This window comes from Rhizobium sp. R693 (assembly GCF_002211315.1).
Taxonomy (GTDB): Bacteria; Pseudomonadota; Alphaproteobacteria; order Rhizobiales; family Rhizobiaceae; genus Rhizobium.
This window is the reverse complement of sequence record NZ_LOKY01000046.1, coordinates 30615-56747: the sequence shown is the minus strand read 5'-3', so window position 1 is coordinate 56747 and position 26133 is coordinate 30615. Positions and strand designations below refer to the sequence as shown.

Below are 26133 nucleotides of genomic sequence, written 5' to 3'. Positions count from 1 at the left end.
TCCTGTGCCGAACGCACTAGCGCGCGCTCATGCGCAGTGCGCCATCGAGGCGTATAACCTCGCCGTTCAGCATGCTGTTTTCACATATATGGTGCACGAGTGCGGCAAATTCCGCCGGCCTGCCGAGGCGAGGTGGGAACGGCACGCTCTTGCCGAGCGCTTCCTGCACTTCGTGCGGCATACCCGCCATCATCGGCGTCTCGAAAATTCCAGGGGCAATTGACACGACGCGAATGCCGTGGCGGGCAAGTTCGCGCGCAATCGGAAGCGTCATGGAGGCGATGCCACCCTTGGAGGCGGCATAGGCGGCCTGTCCGACCTGCCCATCGAAGGCAGCGATCGAGGCGGTGTTGATGATGACACCACGCTCGCCTTCGGCATCGGGTTGCTGATGCTGGATGGCCGATGCCGCAAGGCGGATCATGTTGAATGTGCCAACGAGGTTGATGCTTACTGTGCGCACGAAACTGCCGAGACCGTGAGGGCCGTCGCGACCGATGATCTTCTCACCCGGTGCCACGCCGGCGCAATTTACCAGTCCACTCAAACTGCCAAACGATTCCAGCGCCGTTGCCACCACGGCGGCCCCATCCTCAGCGCTCGTCACATCGGCCCTGATATAACAGGCATCCGCGCCGAGGTCTGCGGCAACCGCCTCGCCGGCCGCCTCATTGAGGTCGGCGATGACCACGCGCGCGCCATTTTCAACCAGCATGCGCGCCGTTGCAGCACCGAGGCCCGACCCGCCGCCGGTGACGATAAAGGTTCCTCCATGGATCAGCATCGGTCTGCTCCCATCACCTTGCGATCGTCTCGTGGGAACGCGCCGTCCTCCCGGCACAACCCAACCCGGTAGATTCTATTCTGTCGCCATATTGCAAGCGATGACCAAAGTGCTGCATTGTTTCGGACAGTTTTGCCATAGGCGGAGGAACGGGTGACTGACATCGAAAGGCGCATGATCGCTCCGGCATTCGTTGAGGAGGCACTGGACAGTCTAAGGCGTATGGGACGACCGACTGCGCCGCTCCTGCATTCGGTCGGACTACCGGCCATCGTCGATCAACCTGTGTCGGCTGAGAGCTATGGCGCTCTCTGGCTTGCCATTGCCAGCGAACTCGACGACGAGTTTTTCGGGATGGGCGGGCGTGCGATGCGCAGCGGCAGCTTCACCCTGCTTTGCCATTGCGTCCTGCATGCGGCGACGCTCGGTCATGCGCTGCGCCGGGCTTTGCGTTTCCTCGATATCGTATTGGATGATCCGCGCGGCCAACTTGTCGTCAGGGACGGGCTTGCCCAAATCGAGTTGGCGGAGGCCGGCGAACCGCGTTCGGCTTTCGCCTACCGCACCTACTGGATCCTCATCCATGGAATAGCCTGCTGGCTGGTTGGCAGGCGCATTCCAATCCGGCTCGTCGATTTCCGCTGCATCGAGCCGAAGCAGGGGGCCGACTATAGGCTCTTCTTCGGTGCGCCAGTCAGATTCGCGCAGCCGGCAAGCCGCCTCGGCTTCGACAGCGCGATGCTTGATCTGCCGGTCATGCGTACGGAGCAGGCCTTGAAGCAGTTTTTAAGGGGGGCGCCGGCCAATATCCTTGTGCGCTACCGCTATGATGCGGGGCTCGCTTCCAACGTCAGGCGGCGGCTGGACAAGATGCCTCCTGCTGCATGGAAAACCTTCTCCGGTCTTGCCGCAGAGATGCGCATGCCGCCCTCGACCTTGCGTCACCGGCTGCGTGAAGAGGGGCAAAGCTACGCCGGAATCAAGGACGACATACGTCGTGATCTTGCCGTCGATCTGCTGCTCAACACATCGAAGACGACGGGCGATATCGCCGCCCAGCTTGGCTATTCGGAGCCCAGCGCCTTCTTCCGTGCATTTCGCAAATGGATGTCGAAGAGCCCCGACGCGTTCCGGCGTGAAGGCCGTGCGATCTCCGGGTAGGGTGGACATAATCCGCGCCGGCGGCATGGAAATGCAGTGGTGGCGATAGTATTCCATACGGCGCACGATTGTTCTGTCGAGTATAAGCCGCACTCAGGCTTCTTGACGAAGCCTGAGTGCGGCTGCACTTCGGCACGAAGAACGTCGTTCGGCCAAGAATATCCAGGTTCGTTTTGCGGAGTTGTCGGAAAAGGGCGGGGAGCCTGTTCGTTGGTCGAAGGCCGTCGGCATGGCACCGTTGACGCTCGCAATCTCGCGGATCGAGACAATCCCGATGGCGGATACGAGCGTTGCGGACTATCATGTTCTTCCTGCATCGGTCAGCCCGTCACGCCGGAGCGTGCGTCGATGGCCATTGAACGCATGCGTGTCGTTGAAAAGGAAAGGTTGAACCGTATGCCTGTCGCTCACGACGATTTGCGGGACTTTCTGCGCGAAGAGCGCGATTGCATCCTCGTCGAAGTGACGCGAGCAGTCGGCTCGACGCCGCGCGATACCGACGCGTGGATGCTGGTTTCCAAAAGCCGCGCCTTTTCAACCATCGGCGGCGGGCAATTGGAGTATATGGCGATTGACCAGGCACGACGGGCGCTTCGCCACTCCCAGCCGATCGAAGCAATGAGCATTCCTCTCGGACCGGAGATCGGTCAATGCTGCGGCGGTCGGGTCGGGCTTTCCTTCGCGGTGGTAACACGCGAATTGGCCGATGAATTGATTATGCGAGCCGACGGCGAGATTGCCCGGCGTCCGCATGTCTATGTCTTTGGTGCGGGCCATGTCGGTGACGCATTGGCCGCGGCGCTGTCGCTGGCGCCATTGCGCACGCTGCTGATCGATACCCGTGGAGACGAGCTTGCCGGGTCGCGAGTGTCAGGCATCGAAACGTGCCTGACCGCAATGCCCGAGGCGATCGTGCGCGATGCACCGGCTGGCAGCGCCTTCGTCATCCTCACTCACGACCACGCGCTCGACTTTTTGATTGCCGCAGAAGCGCTGCGTCGGGACGATGCCGCTTATGTCGGGATGATTGGCTCGAAAACGAAGCGTGCGACCTTCAAGAATTGGCTTTTACGCGAGGTCGGAAGGCCAGAGCTTCTCGATCGGCTCGTCTGCCCGATCGGCGGCACCGCAATCAAGGACAAGCGTCCCGCCGTCATCGCGACATTGGCCGCTGCCGAGATCACAGTGGCGGCGTTGTCCTTTGTTGCGGCGACCAAAACCGGAGGGCAGACGCTCAAGGCCAGCAGATGAAGCTGTGGCAGTAGTCTTGGACATGCGCCATCTGCATTGCGCAGGCAGTCGGCAACAGCTGCGGTGTCGCCAATTCGCCGCCTTGCGAAAAGATCCGCGCCCAGTCAGCGACCTCACTTGGCGGCGGATCATGCCAGTTGGCTACGCCGATTTCGGTCGACGTGTTGGGCGCAACATATGGCGTTCGACCTGACCGGCAACCGAAAAGATCAATACCTCGACATTAACGTCGATCTTGTCCCCGTCCATAAGCCTGACCACGTCGTCGATACCCGAAGTGGGCTGGCCGTCGATTGCCAGCAGATAGTCTCCTTCCTGAAGTCCGGCGCGCGCTGCCGGGCTTTCGGCTTCTACCCGGCGCAGGCGCACGGCCGTTGTCTGAACGAGCCCGGCCTCAAGTGCCACACGGCGATGCAGTTCCACCGTATCGGCTGAAATGCCGATATAGGCGCGCCGCACGTGGCCGAAGCGCAGAAGTTCCGACACGACATGCTTGGCTGTGTTGGACGCGACGGAAAAAGCGATGCTTTGCGCGCCTTGAATGACGGCCGTGTTGACGCCGATGACGTCACCTGCCGACGAGACAAGCGGGCCGCCGGAATTTCCGGGATTGAGCGCAGCATCGGTCTGGATGATGTCATCCATCAGGCGTCCGCTGGCGGCGCGCATCGATCGGCCAAGTGCTGATATGATGCCGGCCGTTACCGTCCACTCGAAACCGAGAGGATTGCCGATCGCGATGGCAATGTGCCCGCGCTTCAGCGCCTTGGAGTCTCCAAGCTTCGCCCAGGCGCCTGCCCAGTCGTTGGCACGAATGAGCGCAAGGTCGCTGTCCGGGTCGCGACCCAGCACTTTGCCTTCGATCACCGTGCCATCGGGCGTTTTGATACGAACGGTCCTGGCATCGTCGACGACGTGGTTGTTCGTAACAACCAGGCCATCCGGCGAAATTGCAAATCCGGAACCATGTCCGGCGCGACTGCCTGCCCGTTCAATACGGCTGACCGCGGGGCCAACGAGGTCAACCGCCTTCGATACGGAATGAGAATAGGCATCCAGCAGGCTGGTGTCTTGAGACGGCTGGATGTCGCGGTCTAGGTATCCCATGAGAACCCTTCCGACGCGCAAGCGTCGCATTGGGAAGCGGCAGCGGCTGCTAAGGCGAGAGGCTGTCGGTTCGACAGATTGAAACAGTTCTATTCAGATGAGATTGCGCGCAACTCAAATCAAGGACTGCCCCGCTGTCCGATTGGGTTCGTTCCACGATGCCGAACCGCGCCATATCCATCACCGAAAGTTGACCTAAAGCGTTGACGGCGACGTCGCCTGGAAACCAAGCTGTGCTACATTTTTTCACTCGTTGAATGAGGCGGGACGGGACGCCGATGCTTGTAGCAATTGCGATGATCTTAAGTCTCTCCGGTGCAACTCCGGTTGCTGCACAACTGGGGGCGAGTGACGTTGATGTGAAATTGGTCCTGGCTGTCGACACCTCCCGGTCAATGGATCAGGAAGAGGTTCGCATTCAGCGCCAGGGCTATGTCGAGGCGCTCAGGCACAGGGAATTCATCGAGGCGGTGACCGGCGGGCTCACCGGGCGCATTGCGATCAGCTACTTTGAATGGGCCGGTTACGTCGTGCCGGATTCCGTCATCGACTGGCATCTAATCGAGACGGAACAGGATGCAATTGCCTTTGCCGACAAGCTGGAACAGCGACCGATCATCACCCAGCGCCGCACGTCCATCTCTACCGCGATCACCCAGGGCGCTGCAATGATCGTCTCCAGCCCCTATTCCGGCTTGCGACAGGTGATCGATGTCTCAGGCGACGGTACGAACAATTCCGGCAATCCGGTCGCGCCGACCCGCGACAAGGCAGTGGAGGCCGGCATCGTCATCAATGGGCTGACGCTGATGTTGCGCCCCTCTGGCGCACCGGGAGGGCTCGACAAGTATTATGCCGATTGCGTCATCGGTGGCCAGGGTTCATTTGTCCTGCCTGTCTATAAGATCGAGGACTTTGCGGTGGCGGTGCGGCGAAAGCTTGTCCTTGAGGTCAGCGGGCTTGCCCCTGCGCCCACGGTTGGCAAAATTGCGGATCAGCCGGCAACCGACTGCATGATCGGCGAGCGGCAGTGGCAAGAGATGTTCGAGCGCTGAGGCGAGGGTAACCCGGCTGCGAGTTCAGCCCTTCAAGGTCTCGCGCAAGACATCGAAGACCCGTGGGTCAATCATCTGGGACACATTGAAGCGCATGAAATTCGTGGCCGTCTGGGACAGGCTGAACGCATTCCCGGGCGCGAGCACAATTTTTCTTTCCAATGCCGCGCGTGCGATGTCGGTGGCGCTGGTGTCTCCTGGCAAGCGGCACCAAAGAAACATGCCCGCCGAAGGTTCCAGCCAGGGCCTTATTCCAAGGTGCTTCAGCCTGACCGAAACCTCGAATCTCGCATTCGAGAGCCGGCTGCGCAGCGCCTCGATGTGCTTGCGATGGCCACCATCGCTAAGCACCCTGTAGACAAGTTCGGCCGAAAGCCTCCCGCCGCCGAACGAGGTCGCGATCTTGAGGTCGATCAGCCCATCGACCCATTCTCGCCTGGCGGCGATGAAGCCGCAGCGGGCGGCGGCCGACAGGGTTTTGGAAAAGCTTCCGATGTGGATGACCCGGTCCAGCCCGTCAAAGGCTGCAAGGCGCGGCGCTGGCGTGTGCTCGAAGTCGGCAAAGATATCGTCTTCGACGATCGTGATGTCGAACTGGTCGGCGATCTTCAAGACCCGGTGGGCGACGACGGGAGAAAGCGTGGCGCCGGTCGGATTGTGAATGGCCGAATTGGTGATGTAGAGGCGCGGCCGGTGCTCTGCAACGACCTGGGCGAACAGTTCGAGGTCCGGGCCCGATGGCGTATAGGGGACACTGACGATCCTGGCACGATGCGCCCGCAGCAGCGCCTGGAAATTGAAATAGCAGGGATCGTCGACCAGAACGACAGAGTCCGGTTCGAGGAGGAAGCGGCAGAGGAGATCGATCGCCTGCGTGCCGGATTCCGTCAGCAAAATCTGGTCCGGAGAGGCCTCCACGCCTCGCTCCGCCATGCGCCGCGTGATGAGCTGCCGCAGCGGTGGTAATCCAAGCGGCGAGCCGTAGTCGGCAAGCGCGGTACTGTCGGCGCGCGAAAGTGTTCGCAGGGCCCGTCGAATGCTGTCTTCCGCAAGCCAAGATGGCGGCAGCCAGCCGCAGCCTGGCTTCAGATCGCTTTCCCCGGCCTCTAGCGACTGTCGCGATACCCAGAACGGGTCGACGGCGCGGTCCAGTTTCGGGCCAAGGTCGGCAAGCGAAAATGGAGCAGCCTGGTTTGCGACGTAAAAACCGGAGCCCGGTCGAGACAGGATCACGCCTTCGGCGACCAGACGCTCATAGGCATCAACGACCGTCGACGTGGACACCCCCACCGTGGCGGCCATTGCCCGAACCGATGGCAGTTTCGCGCCTGGCGTCAATTTGCGGCCGGCAATCCGCTGCCGGATTGTCGCCATGACCATCGTCACCCGGCTAACGGTGTGTTCCGTGTTTTGGTCCATCCGTACTGCTACCTTAAGCATAACAGTTTTTCTAAACTGTATCAGACCGTCGCTGGCGTTGCCATGGCTTTTGTCCGACAACGACAGCAGTTGAGAAAGGAGTGTCTATGGACCGCACAGCATCTGGATGGCTTAACGGCCTAATCGGCGTCGTGATCTTCAGCGGCTCGCTGCCCGCCACGCGTTTGGCGGTAATGCAGTTTGATCCGGTGTTTTTGACCGTCGCGCGGGCGGGGATCGCGGGTGCGCTGGCGCTTCTGTTGCTACTCTTCTTCAAAGAAAAGCGACCAGCAGGACGCGATGTCTTGTCGTTGACGGTGGTCGCCGCTGGCGTGGTGGTGGGTTTCCCGCTTTTGACCGCGCTTGCGCTGCAGCGTGTTACGTCGGCGCACTCGATCGTTTTCGTCGGGCTGTTGCCCCTTGCGACGGCTGTCTTTGGCGTCATTCGCGGCGGAGAGCGCCCGAAGCTGATCTTCTGGCTGTTTGCCGTGGCGGGAAGTGCATTGGTCTGCGGTTTCGCCTTGTCGCAGGGGCTGAGTGCAGCGCCCCTCGGAGACGCACTGATGATGGCGGCGATCATCGCCTGTGGGCTCGGCTATGCCGAAGGCGCCAGGCTTTCGCGAAGGTTGGGGGGATGGCAGGTGATATCCTGGGCGCTTGTCCTGTCGCTGCCGTTAATGATCGTCTTGTCGATCTGCTTCATGCCGCCAAGCTTTGCAAACATCGATGCGTCAGCGCTTGCTGGCCTGGCCTACGTCTCGCTGTTCAGCATGCTGATAGGTTTTGTGTTCTGGTATCGTGGCCTTGCCCAGGGCGGCATTGCCAGCGTTGGACAGTTGCAGTTGCTGCAACCCTTCCTCGGTCTCATCCTGGCGGCCACGTTGCTGCGTGAAACGGTCACATGGACGATGTTTGCCGTGTCCGCCGCCGTCATTGCCTGCGTGGCGGCGGCCCGAAAATTTGCCCGATAGGAGACCCATCCGAACAATATTGCCGCCGTCTGAGGCGTTTCCGATCTGCGCCATAACGCGCGGGTTTTCAAAGATGCTAACGTGCGAGGCGTCCAGCCCGCCACGTGGCTCGCCTTAGCAGCCAACAGCACCAAGCGCTTAGGAAGGCTCAAAAGTGACAGGACGGTGATGCTTTTCACAAAGGCCGTCCTGACACGCTCTGTCCGACGGATCAGTTATTGTTGTCGGCGCAGGTGTTTTCGGTATTCTCGGTATTGCTGTTGCCGCCCTGGGTCTGCAGCGAACCCTTGCCCTTCAGCGACTTGCAGTTTTCCTTGTTGACGTTGTGGGCCGTGCTGCCGGTGGTCGTCTTGTCGATCTTTTTCATCTTCAAGCGATTGGTCGTGCTCGTGGCACTACCGTGGTTCTTGTCCATCGTGGAGCCTGCCGGAGCTGGGTTCGACTGTGCAAATGCGGAACTGGCAAGACCGATGGCAAGCAGCGAGGTCGCGACGATTTTCAGGGACATAACATCCTCCATGTCACGTTGCTTGATTGCAACTGGTCGTGAAACGATGCCGAATAGCCGATGTTCCGCTGGAATAAGCCAGATCGCTTCGATCAGAGCGCCCGCATCAGCCTGACGCTCGACATCGGGTTTGGCGATGCACCCGAGCCCCGGGCGGAGGTTTTGACCTATCCGTCGATGCTGGATTTCCCTGTGCCTGGGCTTCCGAGCTTATCTGCGGGAAACGGTCATTGCCGAGAACCTCGAGGCGATGGAGATGCTCTGGCCGTGCCAACAGCGGCATGAAGGAATATGGCGGCGGGAGTTCCTAAATCCCTGACCCGTCGAGTTCTTGGTCGTCGTCGCCTTCCCAAGGGGAGGGCATCGAGGCGCGATTGAGATTGGCCGAGGGCATCGGCATCCAGCACTTCAATTCCGGCTCGGCGTATGCGATGACGCGACCCGGCGAGGAATCAGAGGCGCGCCAGCCTTCTGCACCGAACTGATCCCCATTCGACCAATACGCCAGGTCAACCTCTGCCGGCCCCTGTTCGGATGGGTGGATCGTGACGAGAATCCGACTGCCGTCTTTCGGTGCGCTTGCCATGTGGCGCCAGCGGTCTGGCTCGTCCATCATTTTTCCTCCTGCTTTGTCGTTGCAAGTGTCGCCTCGCCGTCGAAAACGGTCAACTCAAAGTTTGCACAATCATCCCTCATCGATTGACTGTTCAATCAGGGAGCGGGCGGAGTTTCTTGAACTCGGCGGAACGATGCTACTGGCCACGACGCACATCCCTTGGAGGAGAGCGGAACATCAAGCTAGCCACAACAATCTTCGCCGTAGATCGGCACTCGGTGTTCCGCAGTGCGCCATCGGTGACGGCTTCTTCCGTCCAGATAGCGAACTAATGACCGAGAAAAGCGACCACAGATCTCAGGTCATCGACGAAGCGTGCGATTTCTTCCTCTCGCCTCGGCTGATTGAGCATTCGCAAGAGCGCGGACGGATGTATGGTGATGAAAACCGGAAGTCCGACAGGCGCGTGCAGCACAGAGCCTCGATCCCGGTTGACCCTGGCTTGTGGTCCGAGCAGTGTGTAAGTTGCCGTGGCACCAAGAGCGACGACGAGTTTTGGTTGGATCAGGCGCAGTTCGGCGCCAAGCCACCATGCGCAAATCTTGACCTCGCCTCTGTTGGGCTTTGCATGGATGCGGCGTTTGCCGCGAGCTTCGAACTTGAAGTGTTTGACCGCATTGGTGAGGTAACACTTGCTGCGCTCGATGCCGGCCTCGTCCAGGCAGTGATCAAGAAGGTTTCCCGCAGGACCGACGAATGGTCGTCCGGCAAGATCCTCCTTGTCGCCGGGTTGCTCCCCGACGAATACGAGCTCCGCAGTTTTCGGACCTTCTCCGAAGACGGTCTGCGTCGCGTTTCTGTAGAGAGCGCACCGCGTACAACCGGCTGCCCGATTGCGGACGTCGTCCAAGTGTACGCCAGCCGTTTCCTGCTGCAGCAGAGCCGGACCGAGGAATTCTGCCATATGTGATTTCTCCTTAGTCGACCCACAGGCCGGCCATACAAGGTATTTGACGGCGCAGGCTTGGCCCAGCGCTTGCTTCCTTGCAGATTGAAACAACCGAGGCAGTCTATTCGTTCCGGCAACGGGCAAAGCATGTGGCCAGGGATGCATTTCTTTCAGCAAAACCGTTGGACCGCGCTTCAATCTCGTCGAAATGCAGGCATTTGCGGACCTGATCTGCAACACGATGTGTTGTATGACCGCGAGTTGGAGGATCTGCCGCCGGAGCTGCGCTGGCTGCTGCGGGTCGAGGCGGTGATCTTCGCCTCGGCCGAGCCGGTCGGCCGCGAGACGCTGGCGCGGGTCGTCGGAAAAGACTGCAGTGTCGACCTGCTCATCGACGACCTGTGCGAGGAACTTCGTTCCCGCGACACAGTCGCGGCGCTCCGTGACGCCGGCTTTCTCGCGTCAGGTCCGCGCAGCCCGACGCCCGGAGCGCCTTAAACGCCTATGTGACCACGAAACATCTCCTCGCAGCCTTTGGCGTGGAGACCTTGCGCGACCTGCCCGATGTCGAGGCGCATCGAGGATGCTGGCCTGCTCCGTCGTCAAGATCTGTTGGCTGATCCGTCGCCAAGTCCAGCGAACGAGGATTGGGAGCCGATGGAGGAATAACGAGGCGCAATGCCGTGCCCCTCAGGCATTGTCTTTCCGCCACGACCGTGAGCTCGCATTTCTCCATCCGAGAGTTTCAGTTCACTCCAACACGGCGCAGAGGCCGGTGACGAACGTATCGAGATCGTTCTTCAGCGTGTAGATGTGGGGCGAGACCCGCAAGCCCTCGAACTGCGCGATCTTGCGGTATTTGACATGGACTTGATGCCTCTCACGGAGATCGCGCTCAAGCTGTTGCATGTCCCGATTGTCGATAGAGAACAGGCTTATGGCACCCAGGCTGTCGGAATCGATGTTCGTATGCAGTCTGAAACCTTTAATGTCGCGAGCAAGGCCGATCCAGTATCGGGTGAGGTCGCGCAGCCGCGCATGCATCCTCCGGGTTCCGATTTCTGTATGGAGCTGAATTGCCGGCACAATTCCAGTCTGGATCGCGGAATTGTAGGTGCCGAGGTTCCAGTGATCGAACTTGTCGATATCGACAGGCGGCTGGTCGAAGGGCGCAAGCAGCGGAAAGGTTCGGTCGATCTGACGCTGATTGACGACCAGCATCCCATTGCCGACCGGCGCTCCCAGCCATTTGTGAAGGCTGGTGACGAAGAAGTCGCAGTCGAGCTCGCGAAAGCTTACCGGCATTTGCGCGAACGTTTGCGCGCCATCGATGATGGTGATGATATTGCGCTCGCGCGCGATCGCGCAGAGCCGCTTGACGGGTAAAACACGCCCGTTCCAATGGTACATATGCGTCAGTTGCAGGACGCGGGTGTGCGGAGTCATCGCCTCAACGTAAGCGTCAACGACGTCGTCATCGCTGTCCATCAGGTCGAAAGCACAGTTCACGACCTTAATGCCTTCGCGCTGCTGACGTTGAAACCATCCGGCGCGGACGCTCGGATAGTCCCACGGCGAGATGAGGACTTCATCACCTTGTGTCAGCGCAATTCCAAAGATCGCCGTCGAAAGCCCTTCCGACGAATTCCGGTTCAACGCGATCTCTTCCGGTTTGCAGTCGATCAGCTCTGCCAAGTTGCGCTTTATGGCGGGCAGGGCCGTGTCGAGCTTACTCCACATGTTGAAGTCAGGATTGCGGCTGATGAAGCGATAGGCATCGATCATCGCCTGCTCGACCGCAATCGGCGGAGGACTGACTGCAGCATTGTTCAGGTTCAGGAGCGGTTCCTGCGCGACGTATTTGGCGCGAACGCCCTTCCAGGCTTCCTCGTCGGTGGTCGCCCCCATGTCCGCAACAAGATTCATTCCAAACCATCCTCCACATTCGTCTGATTCCCGGTCGGTGCGGCCGCTTGAGCGACGGCTATGCCAACTCGCGTCGAGCTGGTGAAGGCCAAGACGGGCAGTTTTAAACTCAAAAATCGGCGACTTTACCCCAAGCCGAATTGCTGAACCGTTCCGGGTGATAGGGCCCGGGATCGACGATCGGTGCATCGCCGCTGACGATATCGGCGATGAGGTGACCGGCGCCGGGGCCGATACCGAAGCCATGGCCGCTGAAGCCCGCGGCCAGAATGAAGCCTGGAATCGAAGTGATCTCGCCGATTCCGGGCACGCCGTCCGGGGTGCTGTCGACATAACCGCCCCAGGTGGCCGTGATCTCCGTATCGCGCAGGGGAGGCAGAAGTTCGAGCGCTCGCGAATGGGTGCGCTGGATCGTCGCCCGGTCCACCTTGGGATCGAGGATGCGCACCCGCTCCATCGGCGTGGGCGCGTCCAACCGCCAGCGCCGCAGGGTTTCGTGGCCCGATCTCACGCCCTCCAATCCGCCCGGCGCAAGGCTGCGCCAGCGCCGGATGAACATCGGCAGAAATTGCGGTGCGTAGCGGAATTGCTGCGGCGTTGGATCGACGCGCCCGCCGCCGCTGATTGCCAGCGTATAACCGCCGTCGCCTCGACGCGTGACGGAAATGGCCGATGTATGCAGCGTATCCGGCAGCGCAGCGGCAGGGGGCGACACCGAAAGGATCGAGGAACGGATCGAGGCCTGCGGGAAGCGGATGCCGAGCTGGTGGCAGAAGGAAGAAGCCCAGGCGCCGCCGGCAAGAACCGCAATCCTGGTGCGAATGGTGCCGTGCTCGGTCACGACGGCGGAAAGACGGCCACCTTCGGTCTCGATGCCGCGGGCGGCGCAGGATTGGCGGATCATGCCGCCGAGCTTCAGGATCGCACGCGCCACGGCCGGAGCCGCATTGGCCGGATCGGCCGTCCCGTCCGTCGGCGAAAATACCCCGCCCTTCCAGGACTTACCCGTCGCCTGTCCACGCGCGGTCGCTTGAGCGCCGTCGAGCATATGCGTGGTGACGCCAGCGGTATGGGCAAAATCGCGCCAGCGCGCCCAGCCGGCCAGTTCCTCGTCGCTGTTGCTCAGATAGAAAAGCCCGCAGCGGCGAAAGCCGGTATCCTCGCCGGACTCGGCTGCGAAACGCTCCCACAGATCGAGGCTCTTCGTCGCCATCGGCAGCTCCCGCGCATCGCGGTTTTGCTGACGGCACCAGCCCCAGTTCCGGCTCGATTGTTCCGCGCCGATCCGGCCCTTCTCGACCAGAACCACCTTCATACCGCGGAGCGCCAGATAATAGGCCGTAAACACACCGATGATGCCGCCTCCGATGATCACAGCATCGGCAGCCGCGGGAAGCTTCAGTGGTGACTCAACGAGTTTGAGTGGTGCCGGCATGAGGTATTCTCCGTTTGCGGCCTAATCTAGCGGGATTCGCGGATATGGCGCTGCTGGAGTTCGTTCGGCCGGCAGCAGAACATGCCGTCTTGTCGGAGGCGGGCAGATAGTTGTGCTTTGCCGGTACTCGCAAAACAAAATAGACAGGCAGGTGCAATGTGTTACCTTCGGAGAAGGGAAATCGCCAGCATAATCTGCCGCGTCCCGTATCGGCTGTAACCCGAAAAGGTGCTTCGTGAAACTCGATCGTATTGACGTCAAAATCCTCCACGAACTGCAGAAGAACGGGCGCATCACCAATGTGGAGCTGGCCGATCTCGTCGCCCTTTCTCCGAGCCCCTGCCTGATGCGCGTGAAGAAACTGCAGGCGGAGGGATATATCGAAGGTTACTCGGCCCAGATCAACGTGGGCAAGCTCGGCCAGACCCTGACTGTCTTCACGGAGATCACCCTAAAGAACCATCGCCAGATCGATTTCGCCCGCTTCCTGGCGGCGATCGAGAAGGTCGAGCAGGTCATCGAATGCCATCTCGTTTCCGGCGGCTATGATTACCTCGTCAAATTCGTCACATCAGGGATCGGCGAGTATCAGACGATCATGGAGCGCCTCACCGACATGGATGTCGGCATCGACAAATATTTCAGCTTCGTCGTCCTGAAATCGCCGATCGTCAGGATGCATATGCCGCTGACAAGCCTGTTTTCACTGTAGGAAATTGGCAGAGCTATAGATGCAGCGGCTTTGTAAAGCCGCTGCCCCCTGAGACTCTTCTAGGCTATAGACTAGCCTCTGCTGTAGGCGCGCACCAGCTCCGGATCCTGTGTCAGCCCGTCGAGCCAGGTCGGATCGAGCTTCGGCACCGAGGAGAAGAGCAGCTGCGAGTAGGGATGCTGCGCCGCCTTGATCTTCGTGGGCGTGATTTCCTCGACCTTCCTGCCGCCGTACATCACGACGATCTCGTCGCAGATCGCCTCCACCACCGAAAGATCGTGGCTGATGAAGATGTAGGAGAGGCCGAGCTCTCGCTGCAATTCCTTGAGAAGATCGATCACGGCAGCCGCGACCACCGTATCGAGAGCGGAGGTTATCTCGTCGCAGAGGATCAGTTTCGGGTCGGCGGCGAGCGCCCGGGCAAAGTTGACACGCTGCTTCTGCCCGCCTGAAAGCTCACCCGGCCGGCGGTGGCGAAGGCTGCGCGGCAGACGGACCATGTCGAGGAGTTCATCGATGCGGGCATTGCGGGTCTTCGGCTGCATGCCGTGGTAGAAGACGAGCGGCCGGTCGAGAATGTCTGCGACCGATTTTGCAGGGTTGAGTGCCGTATCGGCATATTGAAAGACGATCTGCATCTCGCGCAGCTGGTCGCGTGAGCGCTCGCGGGCGCTGTGGCCGAGTTCCTTGCCGTCGAAGACAATCTTGCCGAAAGCCGCCGGCAGGATGCCGGCGATGGTGCGGGCAAGGGTCGACTTGCCGCAACCGGATTCGCCGATGATGCCGAGATTGCGCCCTTTCTCGACCTTGAGGCTCACATTCTGGACCGCACGCACCAAAGGCAGACCATCGGCCTGGCGCTGGCCGTAGCCGGCGACGACGTCTTCGATCGTCAGCAGCGGTGCCGGCATTGCCTTACCATCGACCAGGGGGGTGCGCGCCTTCGGCTCGAAGGCGGCAAGCAATTCGCGCGTATAGGGGTGCTTTGCCGCGGACAGGATCTCTTCCGTCCTCCCGGTTTCCTGCACCTCGCCGCCCTTCAAAACCACAATCCGATCGGCGATCTGGGCGACGACGGCGAGATCGTGGGACACGTAAACGCCTGATATGCCGCCTTTCTTCATCGCCGACTTGAAGGCGCGCAGCACCTCGATCTGCGTCGTCACGTCGAGCGCCGTCGTCGGCTCGTCGAAGACCACCAGCTTCGGATTGCCGATCAGGGCCATCGCCGCCGAGAGGCGCTGCAGCTGGCCGCCGGAGACCTGATGGGGGTAACGCGTTCCTATGATCTCGGGCTCGGGCAGGGAGAGCGCCCGGAAGAGTTCCACCGCGCGGCTTTTCGCCTCGTCAGCCGTCATCAGCCCATGAATGCGAGTAATCTCGATCACCTGGTCCATGAGCGTGATGGCAGGATTGAAGGCGGCGGCCGCAGATTGCGGGACATAGGCAACCTCCGTGCCGCGCAATTTGGCGCGCTGCTTTTCGTTGAGCTTCATCAGGTCTTTGCCCGCCAGCGAAACACTGCCGCCGGAAATGCGGCAGCCCGGCCGGGCATGTCCCATCAGGCTCAGCGCGATCGTCGTCTTGCCCGAGCCGCTTTCGCCGATCAGCGCGACGATCTCGCCGTCGGCGATGTCGAGGCTGACGCCCCGGATGATGTCGACGCGGCGGCCGGAATCGGTGGTGGCTTCGACACGGAGGTCGCGGATTTCGACGAGATTGGTCATCACTCGCTCCGATCGCGGATTTTCTGCGGCAGGTTGTCGATCAGCAGGTTGACGCTGATCGTCAGGCTGGCGATCGCAAGCGACGGAAACATGACGGCGGGCGCCCCGAAAGGCAGGCCGCCGATATTTTCGCGCACGAGCGCACCCCAATCTGCATAGGGCGGCTGAACGCCGAGCCCGAGGAAGGAAAGGCCGGAGAGCAGCAGAACGATGAAGACGAAGCGAAGTCCGAGATCGGCAAGGACCGGTCCAACGATGTTGGGTAGGATCTCCGAACGGATGAGGTAAAGGGTGCTTTCGCCGCGGATACGGGCGACGATGATGAAATCCATGGAATTGACGTTAACGGCGAGTGCCCGCGCGAAACGATAAGAGCCTGGCACATAAACCACCGAAAGCGTCAGGATCAGCACCGGGATGGACGACCCCACGGCTGCGACCACCACAAGGCCGAAGAGCTTGCTCGGAATGGAGTTCAACGCATCGAGAAAACGGGAAAGGAGCGTGTCGAGCCAGCCGCCGGCGACGGCCGCGATCATCCCGAGCACGACGCCGCTGAAACAAGCAATCGTCACGGCGGCCAGGGAAATGCCGACCGTGTAGCGCGCGCCCATCAGAATGCGCGAGAAGACATCGCGGCCGAGATAATCCGAGCCCATCCAGAACTGCGAGGATATCGGACCGAAATAGTCGGTGTCGACAATTTCGCCGACGGGGTAGGGGACGAGAAAGTGCGCGAAGATCGCAATAAAGGCCCAGAAGAGGATGACGCCAAGCCCCAGGAGCCCGACGAGGTTGAAGCGGTAGCCCAGCCGGCGCGTCACGGCGGGCCGTTGTTCGATATGGGATGTCATCGCAGCCTCGGATTGGAAAGAATGGCAACAATGTCGGCGAGCGTGATGAGGATCAGGTAGCCGAGGCAGAAGATCATCGCGCAGCTCTGTATCAGCGGCAGGTCGCGGGTCGCGACCGCATCGACCATCAGTTTCGCGATGCCGGGGTAGTTGAAGATGGTTTCGACGATGATCACCCCGCCGAGGAGATAGGAGAGCGAAAGCGCAATCGCGTTGACGATCGGACCGAGGGCGTTGGGGAGGGCATGCCTCAGAACGATGCGGGTTTGCGATGCACCTTTCAAAAGAGCCATCTCGACATAAGGCGTGCTCAACGTCTCGACGACGGCAGCGCGCGTCATGCGGATCATCTGCGCGGAAACGACAAAGGTCAGCGTGATAACAGGCATGGCGTAGACGCGCAGCATGTCGGCGAACGAGTGGACTTCATTGGCAAGCGACAGCGCCGGTAGCCATTTGAGATAGACGGCAAAGAGCAGCACCGCCGAGGTGGCCACCATGAATTCCGGCACTGAAATCACGCCGATCGTCAGGACGGTGACGACACGGTCGTAGATGGAACCGCGCAGCATCGCCGCCGTAATGCCGAGCGTAAGCGCGATCGGTACGGAAAACATCGCAGTGACGCCGGCAAGTTTCATCGTGTTGGCGAATCGGCCGCCGATCAGCTGACTGATCGGCATGTCGTTGGCATAAGACGTGCCGAGATCGCCGGCGAGCAGGCCGGAAAGCCAGTGAAGGAAGCGTAGGAATGCCGGCTCGTCGAGATGCATGGCCTCGCGAAGGCCCTTGACGGCTTCGGGCGTCGCCGACTGCCCCAGGAGGATCGTCGCCGTGTCGCCGGGCAGCATCGTGGTGGCGAAAAACACGGCGAAGGAGACGATCACCAGGGTGATCAGGGCGACGAGCAACCGACTCGATATGAGGGATAGCACCTCTTTGTTCATGCGCGCACTCCCTTCGGGATTCGGCTGAAGATTATAACGCAGTCGGAGGGGCATGCCGGCGGCAATTTGCGCCCCCGGCTATTTGCTTCCTCAGGCTTCGAGCCAGACATATTCCGCAAAGGCATAGCCCATCTGGCCACCGAGCGGATTGGGTTCCAATCCCTTGAGCTTGGCAGCGGTCGCATCGACATTGGAGATATAGGCCGGAATGATGGTGCCGGCCTGTTCGGCGACCATGCCCTGCATCTCATTGTAGATGGCCTTGCGCTTCTCCTGGTCGAGCAGGCCGCGTGCCTCCACCAGCATCTTGTCGAATTTCTCCGACTTGTACTGGCTCTCGTTCCAGGGCGCGTCCGATGCATAGAGCAGCGAGAACAGAATGTCCGGCGTCGGGCGTGGGTTGATGTTGCCGAAATGGATCGGCGCCTTGAGCCAGTAATTGTCCCAGTAGCCGTCCGAGGGCACGCGCTGGACGTCGAGCTTCATGCCGATTTCGGCGGCGGAGGCCTGGATGATCATCGCCATGTCGATCGAGGAGTTCGCCGCTTCCGAAGCGATGATCGGGATCGACTGGCCGAGGACGCCGGCCTTCTGGAAGAGCGACTTCGCCTTGTCCGGATCGAAGGATTTCGGTTTGAGGCCCGCATCGCGGTAGAAATTGACCGGAGAAACCGGCTGATCGTTGCCGACCTCGCCCAGGCCGCGGAGCGCCGATTTGACGATCTGCTCGCGGTTGACGAGATATTTCATGCCTTCGATGAAGTTCTGCTTGCTGCCGGGCTCCATGTCGAGGCGGATATTGAGGTTCGTATAGTTGCCGGAGGTCGTTTTCGACAGCACGAAACCGGCGCCCTGGCTCTCGATCAGACGCATCGAGCGCGGGTTGATAGACGCGGCAAGATGAATATCGCCGGATAGCAGCGCATTGACGCGGGCATTGTCGTCGCCGATAGCGAAATATTCGAAGGACTCGACGTTCGGGCCGGATTTCCAGTAATTCTTGTTCTTGACGCCAATCGAGCGGACACCCGGCTCGAAAACTTCCCTGACGAAGGCGCCGGTGCCGTTGGCCTTGGAGAAATCGGTGGTGCCGTCCGCGACGATCATGAAGTGGTGCATCGAGAGGATCGTCGGCAGATCAGCGTTCGGATTGGCGAGCGTGATCTCCACGGTCTGCTTGTCGACCGCCTTTACGCCGGTGATCTGCGCCGCGATCTTGGCGACCTTGGAGCCGACCGCCGGATCGAGGTGACGCTTCAGCGAGAAGACGACGTCGTCCGCCGTCAAGGGCTTGCCGTCATGGAAGGTCACGGCGCTGCGCAGCTTGACGGTCCAGACTTTCGCGTCCTTGGATTCGATCGCCTCGGCAAGCTCCATCTGCGGCGTGCCTGTCTTATCGAGGAAGGTCAGGCGGTTGTAGAAGGAGCAGCAGCGCACATAGTCGGTCGAGAGCGAAGCTTTCGCCGGGTCGAGCGTGTCGGCCGTCGAGGACGACCAGCCTGCCGCCTTGAGCGCGCCGCCGGCAACGGGCGTGGCCGCGACTGCCTGCGAGGCGCGGCCGAGGATGAGGCCGCCCGCAGACATCGCGACGCCGCCGGCCAGCATCAGTTGAAGAAGTTCGCGCCGGGTCGCGCCGCGGCGGATGGCGTTTTCGATCATTGCGTCGTCCGACGCAGTCCAGTTGGTGATTTTATCGCTCATGTCATTCCCCTTTTGTCGTCCGGTTGGGGCTGCCCGTCTTTGCGAGCTTGGCCCGAGGTTGCATTGCTTGCAGATCAATTCCGCGCTACGGCCACCGCTTCGGCAAGGCCGGCCATTGAGGTGAAGTGGTAGTCGGGCTCGGTGAATTCGGCCGGCTCGATGGTGCCGCCATATCCCTTCTGCGCATCGCGGCGCTCGATCCAGCAATTGGTCATGCCGAGCGCGCGCGAGATGCCGATGTCATGATATTGGCTCTGGGCCACGTGCAGAATATCGCTTTTGGACGCGCCCTCGCCGGCCACGAAGTCGAAGACGCTCGCGAAGAAAGCCGGATCCGGCTTTTCCGTGCCGGTATCGTCGGCCGTGAAAGCGGCATGGAACGGGTTGCCGAGCTCGGCGGAGAAATATTCGAAGGCCCAACGGCGGGCATTGGTCATGGCGATCAGGCGGTAGTCGCGTGCAAGCCGCGCCATGGCAGCCGCACTGTCGGGAAATGCCTTCCATGTCCTGGCGGAATCACGCAGTCGTTCGCCATGGGCCTTGTCGACAGGCAGGCCGAGATCGGGCGCGATGGCGAGATAGACGCGCACGAGATCATCAGGGAAAAGCGACGCGTCCGCGCTGTGGCGGGCGGCGCGATAAAGCGTCAGCGCCTGCTCGCCGTCGACAGTCACGCCCGCCTCGGCCGCAATCTCCTGGAGGCAGAACTTCACGCCGCTCTCGAAATCGATCAGCGTTCCGACGACGTCGAAACTCATATATTTGAATTCAGGCAGAGACTTCGTCATGTCGTGTCCCCAGTGTCGGGCGCAGGCCGCCTCAACCGCGGCCGCTTCGCAAATATCTATTTCGTTCCCAGGCCCGGTTTTCCCGGGGTTTTTATGATGAGCCCCCTATTTTAAAGGGGCGCTTGGCTTCTGCTCATCTGGAGTTTGGCACCTTCTCCGCATGGATTGCGCCGAATAGACGCCGCGAGGCGGCACAAAATTCTGAATATCGGCATCCCGCGGTATTTCCTCGGCTGAGGTTCAATCCCTCAGCGCCCGCCTGACGTCGGGGTCCTCCAATGTCTGGTCGAGCGTCTTGGCGGTCCGTTCCAGGATCGCGTCGATGTCGGCATCGGTGCAGCAGAGTGGCGGGGCATAGCCGAGAACGCCGGTGGCGAAGGCGCGGATCACCAGGCCGTTTTCCCAGGCGCGGTCGAAGATGCGCCGGGCGGGCTGCGCTTCGGCGGGAAGCGGCGTGCGGGCCGTCTTGTCGGTCACGAGTTCGATTGCTGCCAGCATGCCGCGTCCGCGGACGTCGCCGACCAGGGGATGGTCCCTCATCGCCTCGAGCCCCGCCATCAGCCGGGCGCCGGCTTTGACACCGTTCTCCAGCAGGCCGTTCTCATAGAGCTTCAGCACCTCGAGGGCGACGGCGGCGCTGACCGGATGGGCGGAATAGGTGTAGCCGTGGCCGACCGCCGAAGCGCCGGCGCCGTCGGCAATGACCTGATAAACATGGTCGGCCATGAAGACTGCTCCCATCGGCACATAGCCCGAGGTCAGCCCTTTGGCGGTGGTCATGAAGTCAGGAACAACCTCCTCTTGCGCGCAGGCAAACAGCGGCCCGGTGCGGCCAAAGCCGGTGATCACCTCGTCGGCGACAAACAGAATATCGAGCTCGCGGCAGAGGTCGCGCATGGCCTTGAGCCAGCCGCTCGGCGGAACGATGACGCCGCCGGAGCCCTGGATCGGCTCGGCATAGAATGCGGCAACACGATCCGCGCCGATCGCCTCGACCTTGGCCCGCAAAGCGGCAAGCGATGCCGCGATGATCGCCTGCGGATCGTCGCCGGCCGGGTTGCGGTAAGGGTAGGGCGACGGAATCTTATGCTGCCAGTCGAACGGAATGCCGAAACCGGCATGGAAGGCGGGCAGCGCGGTCAGGCCCGCACCGACCGTCGAGGAGCCGTGATAGCCCTGCTCGATCGAGATGAAATGGTCGCGCTGCGGCTTTCCGCGTGCGTTCCAGTAATTGCGGATGAAACGGACCGTGCTGTCGACCGCGTCGGAGCCGCCGAGCGTGAAATAGATGTGGCTCAGATCTCCCGGCGCCCGCTCGGCAAGCTCGGCGGCAAGGCGGATGGCCGGTTCCGAACCCAGGCCGAAATAGGCCGTCGCATAGGGCAGTTCGCGCATCTGGCGCGTCGCCGCCTCGACGATCGACTCGTGACCATAGCCGGCATTGACGCACCAGAGGCCGGCGAAGCCATCGATCAGTTGGCGGCCGTACGCGTCGGTGACCGTCGCCCCCTTGGCGGAGGCAAGAACCCGCACGCCCTGCGCTTCATGGCCGCGATAGGAGGCAACCGGATGAACGAGATGAGCGCGATCGAGCTCGATGAGGGAATTGCTGTACATGAACGTCTCCTGCCTCAGCCGAGGGCCTGATTGACGAGTGCGAAAGTGGCGGCGGCCGGATCGGCGGCGCGCGGGATCACCGGTTTTGCCATGGCGATCCCGCCGCCGACATGGGCGAGGCCTTGGGCGGCAAGCCAGTGGGCAAGCCCGGTATCGGACGTCGTGTCGACACGCAAAAAGCGTCCGGGGCGGCCGGCGATGAAATGCGCAACGAGGGCCTTGGCATCATCGAGGCCAGCGGCAACGACGGGACCGATGACCTCGCCGCGGCCGAACGCGCGCAGCACGGCGAAGCCGCAAATGCGGCCGTCCCGGCGCATCACCGCGACGTCGCCGATTTTGGCGAGACACCCGATCAACCGGTTGCGATTTGCGCCGAAGGCGCGACGGTCGAGTTCGATGATTGCATCCATGTCGGCGCCGGTCGCAGCTTCCGTTCCCGGCAGAGCAGCGATCTCTCCCGCAACGCCTTGATGCTGCAGGACCGTGCCCGTCTGGATGAAGCCGAGCTTTTCATAAAGCGGCAAACCCTCTTTCGTTGCGACCAGCCGGAGAGGCCGGCTGCCGGCGGTCTCCAATGCGGCATCCATCAGCTTGCGGCCGAGGCCGCGTCCACGCATCGCTTCGTCGACGATCACCATGTTGATGGTGGCGCAGTCGGCCTCGTACATGGTCGTCAGCACCGTTCCGACAACGCGGCCTTCTTCGATCGCAACGGCCCCTTCACTGAGGGCAAGCGCCATCTGCCAGTCTTCCAGCCGATGCGGCCAGCCCGCCTGCCGGGAGAGGGAGACCGCCACTTCCAGGTGTTCGGGGCCGAAGGCCGCGAGGTCGATCTGACTTGTCTGCATTGGGATGTCCTTCATCACTTGCCGGCAAGTGTGGTGCAGTATCGACCGGCAGATTGTCTGAAGGCCACGATCCCGGCAGTATCTTATAGCGTTGGTCGGACGCTCCGCCGCATCTTATGCTGGCAGGCGCGCACGCTTCGTAAATCCCTCGGGCGAAATGGGCAGCCGTGGCGGTGGCCATGCACAACCTTCTGCCAAACCCGGCTCAGGATACGAAACATTCTGCTTTGCTGGTCCGGATTTCAGTCGAGCGGACGGCCGAGCCGCGGCCTATGATGAAGGCAGACGAAACAACTGGAAACGCTCAGGATACCGTCATGGCTCACTTCCGTCCAAAATACATCACCTTCGATTGCTACGGCACGCTGACGAACTTTCAAATGGCGGAAGCGGCGCGCGATCTCTATGGCGAACAGCTCGACGGGGCGCGTATGATAGAGTTCATCAAGAACTTCGCGGCCTATCGTCTCGACGAGATCCTGGGCGACTGGAAGCCTTATAACGAGGTGGTGCACAATTCTCTCGAACGGACCTGCAAGCGCAACGGCATAATGTTCCGCGAGGAAGCCGCGCGCATGGTCTATGAGCGTGTGCCGAGCTGGGGGCCGCATGCCGACGTCCCGGCCGGCCTTTCGAGGGTTGCCAAGGAAATCCCGCTGGTCATCCTTTCCAACGCCATGAACGCGCAGATCCTGTCGAACGTCGAAAAGCTCGGGGCGCCGTTTCATGCGGTCTATACCGCCCAGCAGGCCAATGCCTACAAACCGCGCTTCCAAGCCTTCGAATATATGTTTGACATGCTGGGCTGCGGTCCTGAAGACATCCTCCATTGCTCGTCGTCCTTCCGCTACGACCTGATGTCGGCCCATGACCTCGGGATCAAGAACAAGGTCTGGGTGAATCGCGGCCACGAGCCTGCCAATCCTTATTATGGCTATCTCGAAATCCCTGACATTTCCGGCTTGCCGGGCGTCGTCGGGCTCTAAGGAACAGGGTCGATGAAGCTCCAATCCTACTGGCATGATACGGCCCCGGCTTTCGCCGACGCGGTGAAGGGGCCTGTGGAAGGCCACTATGACGTTGCTGTCGTCGGCGCCGGCTTCACAGGGCTTGCGGCGGCGCGCCAGCTTGCGAAGGCCGGCGTTCGCGCTGTTGTGCTGGAAGCGGAGACTGTGGGATGGGGCGCGTCCGGCCGCAATGGCGGACATCTCAACAACGGCCTTGCTCACAGCTTCATTGGCGCCAAGGCCGAGCTCGGCAAGGAGCGTGCCATTGCACTCTATCAGTCATTCGACGCCTCGATCGACACCATCGAGGCGATCGTCACCGAGGAGAGGATCGACTGCAATTTCCGCCGCGCCGGGAAACTCAAGCTCGCCTCAAAGCCGCAGCATTACGATGCGATTGCCCGCAATTTCGAGGCGGTCCACGCTGAGGTGGATCCCGAGACGGCTCTGCTGTCGGCGAGCGACCTGAAAAACGAGGTCGGCGCCGCCTTTCATGGCGCGATGCTGTCGAAAAAAAGTGCCATGATGCATATGGGGCGCTATGTCGTCGGACTAGCGGAAGCGGCCAAACGCCATGGCGCGATCATCGCCGAAAATGCTGCCGTGACCGACCATCGCCAAGCGGATGGCAGACATGTGCTGAAGACGGCCAAGGGGGTCGTGACCGCGGATCAGGTGCTGATCGCAACGGGCGCCTATACAACGCCCAACTTCGGCTATTTCCGCCGCCGCATGATCCCGGTCGGCAGCTTCATCATCGCCACTCGGCCGCTGACGCAAGCGGAGATCGCGGCGACCATGCCCGGCAACCGCACCTGCGTGAACTCGATGAACATCGGCAATTACTGGCGACTCGCGCCCGACAATCGGCTGATCTTCGGGGGGAGGGCGCGCTTCTCCGCCACCTCGGATCAGCGCTCCGATACCAAAAGCGGCGCGATCCTGCGCGAGAGCCTTAGCCACATCTTTCCGCAGCTTGCCCATGTCGAGATCGATTATTGCTGGGGCGGGCTGGTCGACATGACCAAGGACCGCTATCCCCGCGCCGGATATCAGGACGGCGCTTGGTATGCGATGGGCTATTCCGGCCATGGGGCGCAGCTCTCCACCCATCTCGGCATGACAATCGCCGACGCGATCCTCGGCCGCCCGGACCATAATCCGCTCAAGGGTCTGAATTGGCCGGCGGTGCCCGGCCATTTCGGCAAGCCCTGGTTCCTGCCGCTGGTGGGGCTCTATTACAAAATGCTCGACAAGGTTCAGTAAGCCGGCTGCATCCTTTTCCTCCCAGGCAAATAGAGGGGTTGTCTTCGCAACCCCTCTATTTGTTTTATCGGCATGAACCGGTCAGGCGAGGCCGCCGATGTGGAAGGATTTCATTTCGAGATATTCCTCGATGCCGGCCTGCGCGCCTTCGCGGCCGAGCCCCGACTGCTTGACGCCGCCGAACGGGGCGACCTCGGTCGAGATGGCGCCGGTGTTGAGGCCCACCATGCCGAATTCGAGCGCTTCGCCGACCCGCCAGGCGCGCTTCAGGCTTTCTGTATAAAAATAGGCGGCGAGGCCGTAGGGCGTGCCGTTGGCAATGGCGAGCGCTTCTTCCTCGGTCTCGAAGCGGAAGAGCGGCGCGACGGGGCCGAAGGTCTCTTCGCTGGCAAGCTCCATCCCGGTGGTGGCGCCGGTCAGAACCATGGGGGCGGTATATTGGCGGCCGGCCGGCAGCTCCGGTCTTCTGGTGACGATCGTCGCGCCTTTGGCGAGGGCATCGTCGACATGGCGGTTGATCTTGGCGATCGCCGCCTCGTTGATCATCGGCCCGATGGCCACTCCGGCTTCCGTTCCCGGGCCGACCTTCATCCTGTCGACGCGAGCCGCGAGCTTCCCGGCAAAGGCGTTATAGACGCCGGCCTGGACGAGAATGCGGTTGGCGCAGACGCAGGTCTGACCGCCATTGCGGAATTTCGAGGCGATCGCGCCCTCGACGGCGGCATCGAGGTCGGCATCGTCGAAGACGATGAAAGGCGCGTTGCCGCCGAGTTCCAGGGAAAGCCGCTTCACGCTGTCGGCCGCGCCCCGCATCAACAGCGAGCCGACCCGGGTCGAGCCGGTGAAGGAAATCTTGCGGACCGTCTCGTTCGCCATGATCTCGTTGCCGATCCCGGTCGGCATGCCAGTGACGATGTTGATCACGCCGGCCGGAATGCCGGCTTTCTTGGCAAGCCAGCCGATGGCGAGCGCCGAAAACGGCGTGAATTCCGATGGCTTGATGACGACGGTGCATCCGGCGGCAAGTGCGGGCGCCACTTTCCGGGTGATCATCGCATTGGGAAAGTTCCAGGGCGTGATGATGCCGCAGACGCCGACTGGCTCCTTCAACACGACGATGCGGCGGTCCGCCGTCGGCGAGGGGATCGTGTGTCCTCCGATGCGGCGGGCTTCCTCGGCAAACCATTTGACGAAGGAGGCGCCATAGCGAATCTCGCCACGCGCTTCGTCGAGCGGCTTGCCCTGTTCCGTGGTCAAGATCAGCGCCAGATCCTCGATATGTTCGATCATCAGCGCGTGCCAGGCCTCCAGCAGCGCGGCGCGCTCGGCATGGGTCTTTTTCTTCCATGGACCATAGGCCGCCTCGGCGGCTTCGATCGCGGCGCGCGTCTCGGCGGCTCCCATATCGGGCACCGTGCCGATGACCGTCTGCGTGGCCGGATCGGTGACCTCAACGCTGTTGCCGGATGCGGCGGCAATCCATTTTCCGCCGACCAGCGCCTGTTGCCGGAAGAGGCCGGCTTCCTTCAAGTTTTGCATCT

Annotated in this window: 23 protein-coding genes and 1 pseudogene; 8 read left to right on the top strand and 16 right to left on the bottom strand. The window is 61.4% G+C overall.

Features of this window, described 5'->3' with window-relative positions; all coding sequences use genetic code 11:
* Nucleotides 1–16: 16 nt before the first annotated feature.
* Nucleotides 17–784 (bottom strand): 3-hydroxyacyl-CoA dehydrogenase, encoded by a 768-nt coding sequence (locus tag ATY79_RS24935; RefSeq protein ID WP_088705187.1) that lies wholly within the window; start codon nt 782–784, stop codon nt 17–19.
* Between the two features lie 153 nt (nt 785–937).
* Here ATY79_RS24935 and ATY79_RS24930 point away from each other — a divergent pair, with 153 nt between their 5' ends.
* Nucleotides 938–1945: an AraC family transcriptional regulator gene (locus ATY79_RS24930; RefSeq protein WP_088705186.1), complete on the top strand. Its 1008-nt coding sequence runs from the start codon at nt 938–940 to the stop codon at nt 1943–1945.
* 396 nt (nt 1946–2341) lie between these two features.
* Nucleotides 2342–3196: a xanthine dehydrogenase accessory protein XdhC gene (gene xdhC, locus ATY79_RS24925; protein WP_088705410.1), complete on the top strand. Its 855-nt coding sequence runs from the start codon at nt 2342–2344 to the stop codon at nt 3194–3196.
* 141 nt (nt 3197–3337) lie between these two features.
* On the opposite strand, the gene ATY79_RS24920 is transcribed toward xdhC, so the two are convergent.
* Complete coding sequence (locus ATY79_RS24920) at nt 3338–4303, bottom strand: trypsin-like peptidase domain-containing protein (protein ID WP_088705185.1); 966 nt, start codon at nt 4301–4303, stop codon at nt 3338–3340.
* Nucleotides 4304–4581: 278 nt separating this feature from the next.
* On the opposite strand from ATY79_RS24920, the gene ATY79_RS24915 reads away from it, so the two are divergent.
* Entirely contained in the window at nt 4582–5358 is a 777-nt protein-coding gene (locus ATY79_RS24915; RefSeq protein ID WP_088705409.1) for a DUF1194 domain-containing protein, read from the top strand.
* A gap of 24 nt (nt 5359–5382) precedes the next feature.
* Here ATY79_RS24915 and ATY79_RS24910 read toward each other — a convergent pair whose 3' ends face one another.
* Nucleotides 5383–6798 (bottom strand): PLP-dependent aminotransferase family protein, encoded by a 1416-nt coding sequence (locus ATY79_RS24910; RefSeq protein WP_088705184.1) that lies wholly within the window; start codon nt 6796–6798, stop codon nt 5383–5385.
* Nucleotides 6799–6884: 86 nt separating this feature from the next.
* On the opposite strand from ATY79_RS24910, the gene ATY79_RS24905 reads away from it, so the two are divergent.
* Nucleotides 6885–7748 (top strand): DMT family transporter, encoded by an 864-nt coding sequence (locus ATY79_RS24905; RefSeq protein ID WP_088705183.1) that lies wholly within the window; start codon nt 6885–6887, stop codon nt 7746–7748.
* Nucleotides 7749–7959: 211 nt separating this feature from the next.
* Here the strand turns inward: ATY79_RS24905 and ATY79_RS24900 are convergent, their stop codons facing one another.
* The 3 genes from ATY79_RS24900 to ATY79_RS24885 all read right to left on the bottom strand — a co-directional run bounded on the left by ATY79_RS24900 (nt 7960) and on the right by ATY79_RS24885 (nt 9776).
* Nucleotides 7960–8256 carry a hypothetical protein gene (locus ATY79_RS24900; RefSeq protein ID WP_088705182.1) on the bottom strand — a complete coding sequence of 99 codons (297 nt, stop codon included), beginning with the start codon at nt 8254–8256 and terminating at the stop codon, nt 7960–7962.
* Between the two features lie 307 nt (nt 8257–8563).
* Nucleotides 8564–8869, bottom strand: a complete 306-nt coding sequence (locus ATY79_RS24890) for a hypothetical protein (protein ID WP_088705181.1) — start codon at nt 8867–8869, stop codon at nt 8564–8566.
* 271 nt (nt 8870–9140) lie between these two features.
* Nucleotides 9141–9776 (bottom strand): UdgX family uracil-DNA binding protein, encoded by a 636-nt coding sequence (locus ATY79_RS24885; RefSeq protein WP_088705180.1) that lies wholly within the window; start codon nt 9774–9776, stop codon nt 9141–9143.
* Between the two features lie 231 nt (nt 9777–10007).
* Here ATY79_RS24885 and ATY79_RS24880 point away from each other — a divergent pair.
* A pseudogene (locus tag ATY79_RS24880) lies at nt 10008–10430 on the top strand (hypothetical protein).
* Between the two features lie 81 nt (nt 10431–10511).
* Here ATY79_RS24880 and ATY79_RS24875 read toward each other — a convergent pair.
* Both ATY79_RS24875 and ATY79_RS24870 read right to left on the bottom strand, forming a co-directional pair.
* Complete coding sequence (locus ATY79_RS24875) at nt 10512–11687, bottom strand: aminotransferase class V-fold PLP-dependent enzyme (protein WP_088705179.1); 1176 nt, start codon at nt 11685–11687, stop codon at nt 10512–10514.
* Between the two features lie 109 nt (nt 11688–11796).
* A complete protein-coding gene (locus tag ATY79_RS24870) occupies nt 11797–13122 on the bottom strand; it encodes an FAD-binding oxidoreductase (protein WP_088705178.1) in 1326 nt (441 codons plus the stop codon).
* Between the two features lie 235 nt (nt 13123–13357).
* Here ATY79_RS24870 and ATY79_RS24865 point away from each other — a divergent pair, with 235 nt between their 5' ends.
* Nucleotides 13358–13834 (top strand): Lrp/AsnC family transcriptional regulator, encoded by a 477-nt coding sequence (locus ATY79_RS24865; RefSeq protein WP_088705177.1) that lies wholly within the window; start codon nt 13358–13360, stop codon nt 13832–13834.
* 71 nt (nt 13835–13905) lie between these two features.
* Here ATY79_RS24865 and ATY79_RS24860 read toward each other — a convergent pair whose 3' ends face one another.
* From ATY79_RS24860 to ATY79_RS24830, 7 genes are all read right to left on the bottom strand, one after another.
* Nucleotides 13906–15561 (bottom strand): ABC transporter ATP-binding protein, encoded by a 1656-nt coding sequence (locus ATY79_RS24860; protein WP_088705176.1) that lies wholly within the window; start codon nt 15559–15561, stop codon nt 13906–13908.
* On the bottom strand, nt 15561–16415 hold the full coding sequence (locus tag ATY79_RS24855) for an ABC transporter permease (protein WP_088705175.1): 855 nt from the start codon (nt 16413–16415) through the stop codon (nt 15561–15563). The genes ATY79_RS24860 and ATY79_RS24855 overlap by 1 nt, the downstream gene beginning before the upstream one ends.
* Nucleotides 16412–17362, bottom strand: a complete 951-nt coding sequence (locus tag ATY79_RS24850) for an ABC transporter permease (protein ID WP_088705174.1) — start codon at nt 17360–17362, stop codon at nt 16412–16414. The genes ATY79_RS24855 and ATY79_RS24850 overlap by 4 nt, the downstream gene beginning before the upstream one ends.
* A 90-nt stretch (nt 17363–17452) precedes the next feature.
* Nucleotides 17453–19063 (bottom strand): ABC transporter substrate-binding protein, encoded by a 1611-nt coding sequence (locus tag ATY79_RS24845; protein ID WP_088705173.1) that lies wholly within the window; start codon nt 19061–19063, stop codon nt 17453–17455.
* Nucleotides 19064–19137: 74 nt separating this feature from the next.
* Nucleotides 19138–19851: an HAD-IA family hydrolase gene (locus ATY79_RS24840; RefSeq protein ID WP_088705172.1), complete on the bottom strand. Its 714-nt coding sequence runs from the start codon at nt 19849–19851 to the stop codon at nt 19138–19140.
* A 240-nt stretch (nt 19852–20091) separates the two neighbouring features.
* A complete protein-coding gene (locus ATY79_RS24835) occupies nt 20092–21468 on the bottom strand; it encodes an aspartate aminotransferase family protein (RefSeq protein ID WP_088705171.1) in 1377 nt (458 codons plus the stop codon).
* 14 nt (nt 21469–21482) lie between these two features.
* Nucleotides 21483–22319 carry a GNAT family N-acetyltransferase gene (locus ATY79_RS24830; protein WP_189638072.1) on the bottom strand — a complete coding sequence of 279 codons (837 nt, stop codon included), beginning with the start codon at nt 22317–22319 and terminating at the stop codon, nt 21483–21485.
* A 317-nt stretch (nt 22320–22636) separates the two neighbouring features.
* Here ATY79_RS24830 and ATY79_RS24825 point away from each other — a divergent pair, with 317 nt between their 5' ends.
* Nucleotides 22637–23305, top strand: coding sequence for a haloacid dehalogenase type II (locus tag ATY79_RS24825; RefSeq protein ID WP_088705408.1), 669 nt, complete (start codon nt 22637–22639; stop codon nt 23303–23305).
* A gap of 12 nt (nt 23306–23317) precedes the next feature.
* Nucleotides 23318–24592 (top strand): FAD-binding oxidoreductase, encoded by a 1275-nt coding sequence (locus tag ATY79_RS24820; RefSeq protein ID WP_088705169.1) that lies wholly within the window; start codon nt 23318–23320, stop codon nt 24590–24592.
* A gap of 81 nt (nt 24593–24673) precedes the next feature.
* On the opposite strand, the gene ATY79_RS24815 is transcribed toward ATY79_RS24820, so the two are convergent.
* The gene (locus ATY79_RS24815) at nt 24674–26131 is read right to left on the bottom strand and encodes an NAD-dependent succinate-semialdehyde dehydrogenase (RefSeq protein ID WP_088705168.1); all 1458 of its coding nucleotides are present in this window, start codon (nt 26129–26131) and stop codon (nt 24674–24676) included.
* Between the last annotated feature and the right edge of the window lie 2 nt (nt 26132–26133).

Bases quoted from the DNA above. Each gene is read 5' to 3' on its own strand.
- ATY79_RS24920 (WP_088705185.1), bottom strand. From the start codon at position 4,303: ATGGGATACCTAGACCGCGACATCCAGCCGTCTCAAGACACCAGCCTG.
- ATY79_RS24890 (WP_088705181.1), bottom strand. From the start codon at position 8,869: ATGGACGAGCCAGACCGCTGGCGCCACATGGCAAGCGCACCGAAAGAC.
- ATY79_RS24845 (WP_088705173.1), bottom strand. From the start codon at position 19,063: ATGAGCGATAAAATCACCAACTGGACTGCGTCGGACGACGCAATGATC.
- ATY79_RS24875 (WP_088705179.1), bottom strand. From the start codon at position 11,687: ATGAATCTTGTTGCGGACATGGGGGCGACCACCGACGAGGAAGCCTGG.
- ATY79_RS24915 (WP_088705409.1), top strand. From the start codon at position 4,582: ATGCTTGTAGCAATTGCGATGATCTTAAGTCTCTCCGGTGCAACTCCG.
- ATY79_RS24935 (WP_088705187.1), bottom strand. From the start codon at position 784: ATGCTGATCCATGGAGGAACCTTTATCGTCACCGGCGGCGGGTCGGGC.
- ATY79_RS24860 (WP_088705176.1), bottom strand. From the start codon at position 15,561: ATGACCAATCTCGTCGAAATCCGCGACCTCCGTGTCGAAGCCACCACC.
- ATY79_RS24905 (WP_088705183.1), top strand. From the start codon at position 6,885: ATGGACCGCACAGCATCTGGATGGCTTAACGGCCTAATCGGCGTCGTG.
- ATY79_RS24885 (WP_088705180.1), bottom strand. From the start codon at position 9,776: ATGGCAGAATTCCTCGGTCCGGCTCTGCTGCAGCAGGAAACGGCTGGC.
- ATY79_RS24855 (WP_088705175.1), bottom strand. From the start codon at position 16,415: ATGACATCCCATATCGAACAACGGCCCGCCGTGACGCGCCGGCTGGGC.
- ATY79_RS24850 (WP_088705174.1), bottom strand. From the start codon at position 17,362: ATGAACAAAGAGGTGCTATCCCTCATATCGAGTCGGTTGCTCGTCGCC.
- ATY79_RS24900 (WP_088705182.1), bottom strand. From the start codon at position 8,256: ATGTCCCTGAAAATCGTCGCGACCTCGCTGCTTGCCATCGGTCTTGCC.
- ATY79_RS24910 (WP_088705184.1), bottom strand. From the start codon at position 6,798: ATGCTTAAGGTAGCAGTACGGATGGACCAAAACACGGAACACACCGTT.
- ATY79_RS24820 (WP_088705169.1), top strand. From the start codon at position 23,318: ATGAAGCTCCAATCCTACTGGCATGATACGGCCCCGGCTTTCGCCGAC.
- ATY79_RS24840 (WP_088705172.1), bottom strand. From the start codon at position 19,851: ATGACGAAGTCTCTGCCTGAATTCAAATATATGAGTTTCGACGTCGTC.
- ATY79_RS24835 (WP_088705171.1), bottom strand. From the start codon at position 21,468: ATGTACAGCAATTCCCTCATCGAGCTCGATCGCGCTCATCTCGTTCAT.
- ATY79_RS24830 (WP_189638072.1), bottom strand. From the start codon at position 22,319: ATGCAGACAAGTCAGATCGACCTCGCGGCCTTCGGCCCCGAACACCTG.
- ATY79_RS24815 (WP_088705168.1), bottom strand. From the start codon at position 26,131: ATGCAAAACTTGAAGGAAGCCGGCCTCTTCCGGCAACAGGCGCTGGTC.
- ATY79_RS24870 (WP_088705178.1), bottom strand. From the start codon at position 13,122: ATGCCGGCACCACTCAAACTCGTTGAGTCACCACTGAAGCTTCCCGCG.
- xdhC (WP_088705410.1), top strand. From the start codon at position 2,342: ATGCCTGTCGCTCACGACGATTTGCGGGACTTTCTGCGCGAAGAGCGC.
- ATY79_RS24825 (WP_088705408.1), top strand. From the start codon at position 22,637: ATGGCTCACTTCCGTCCAAAATACATCACCTTCGATTGCTACGGCACG.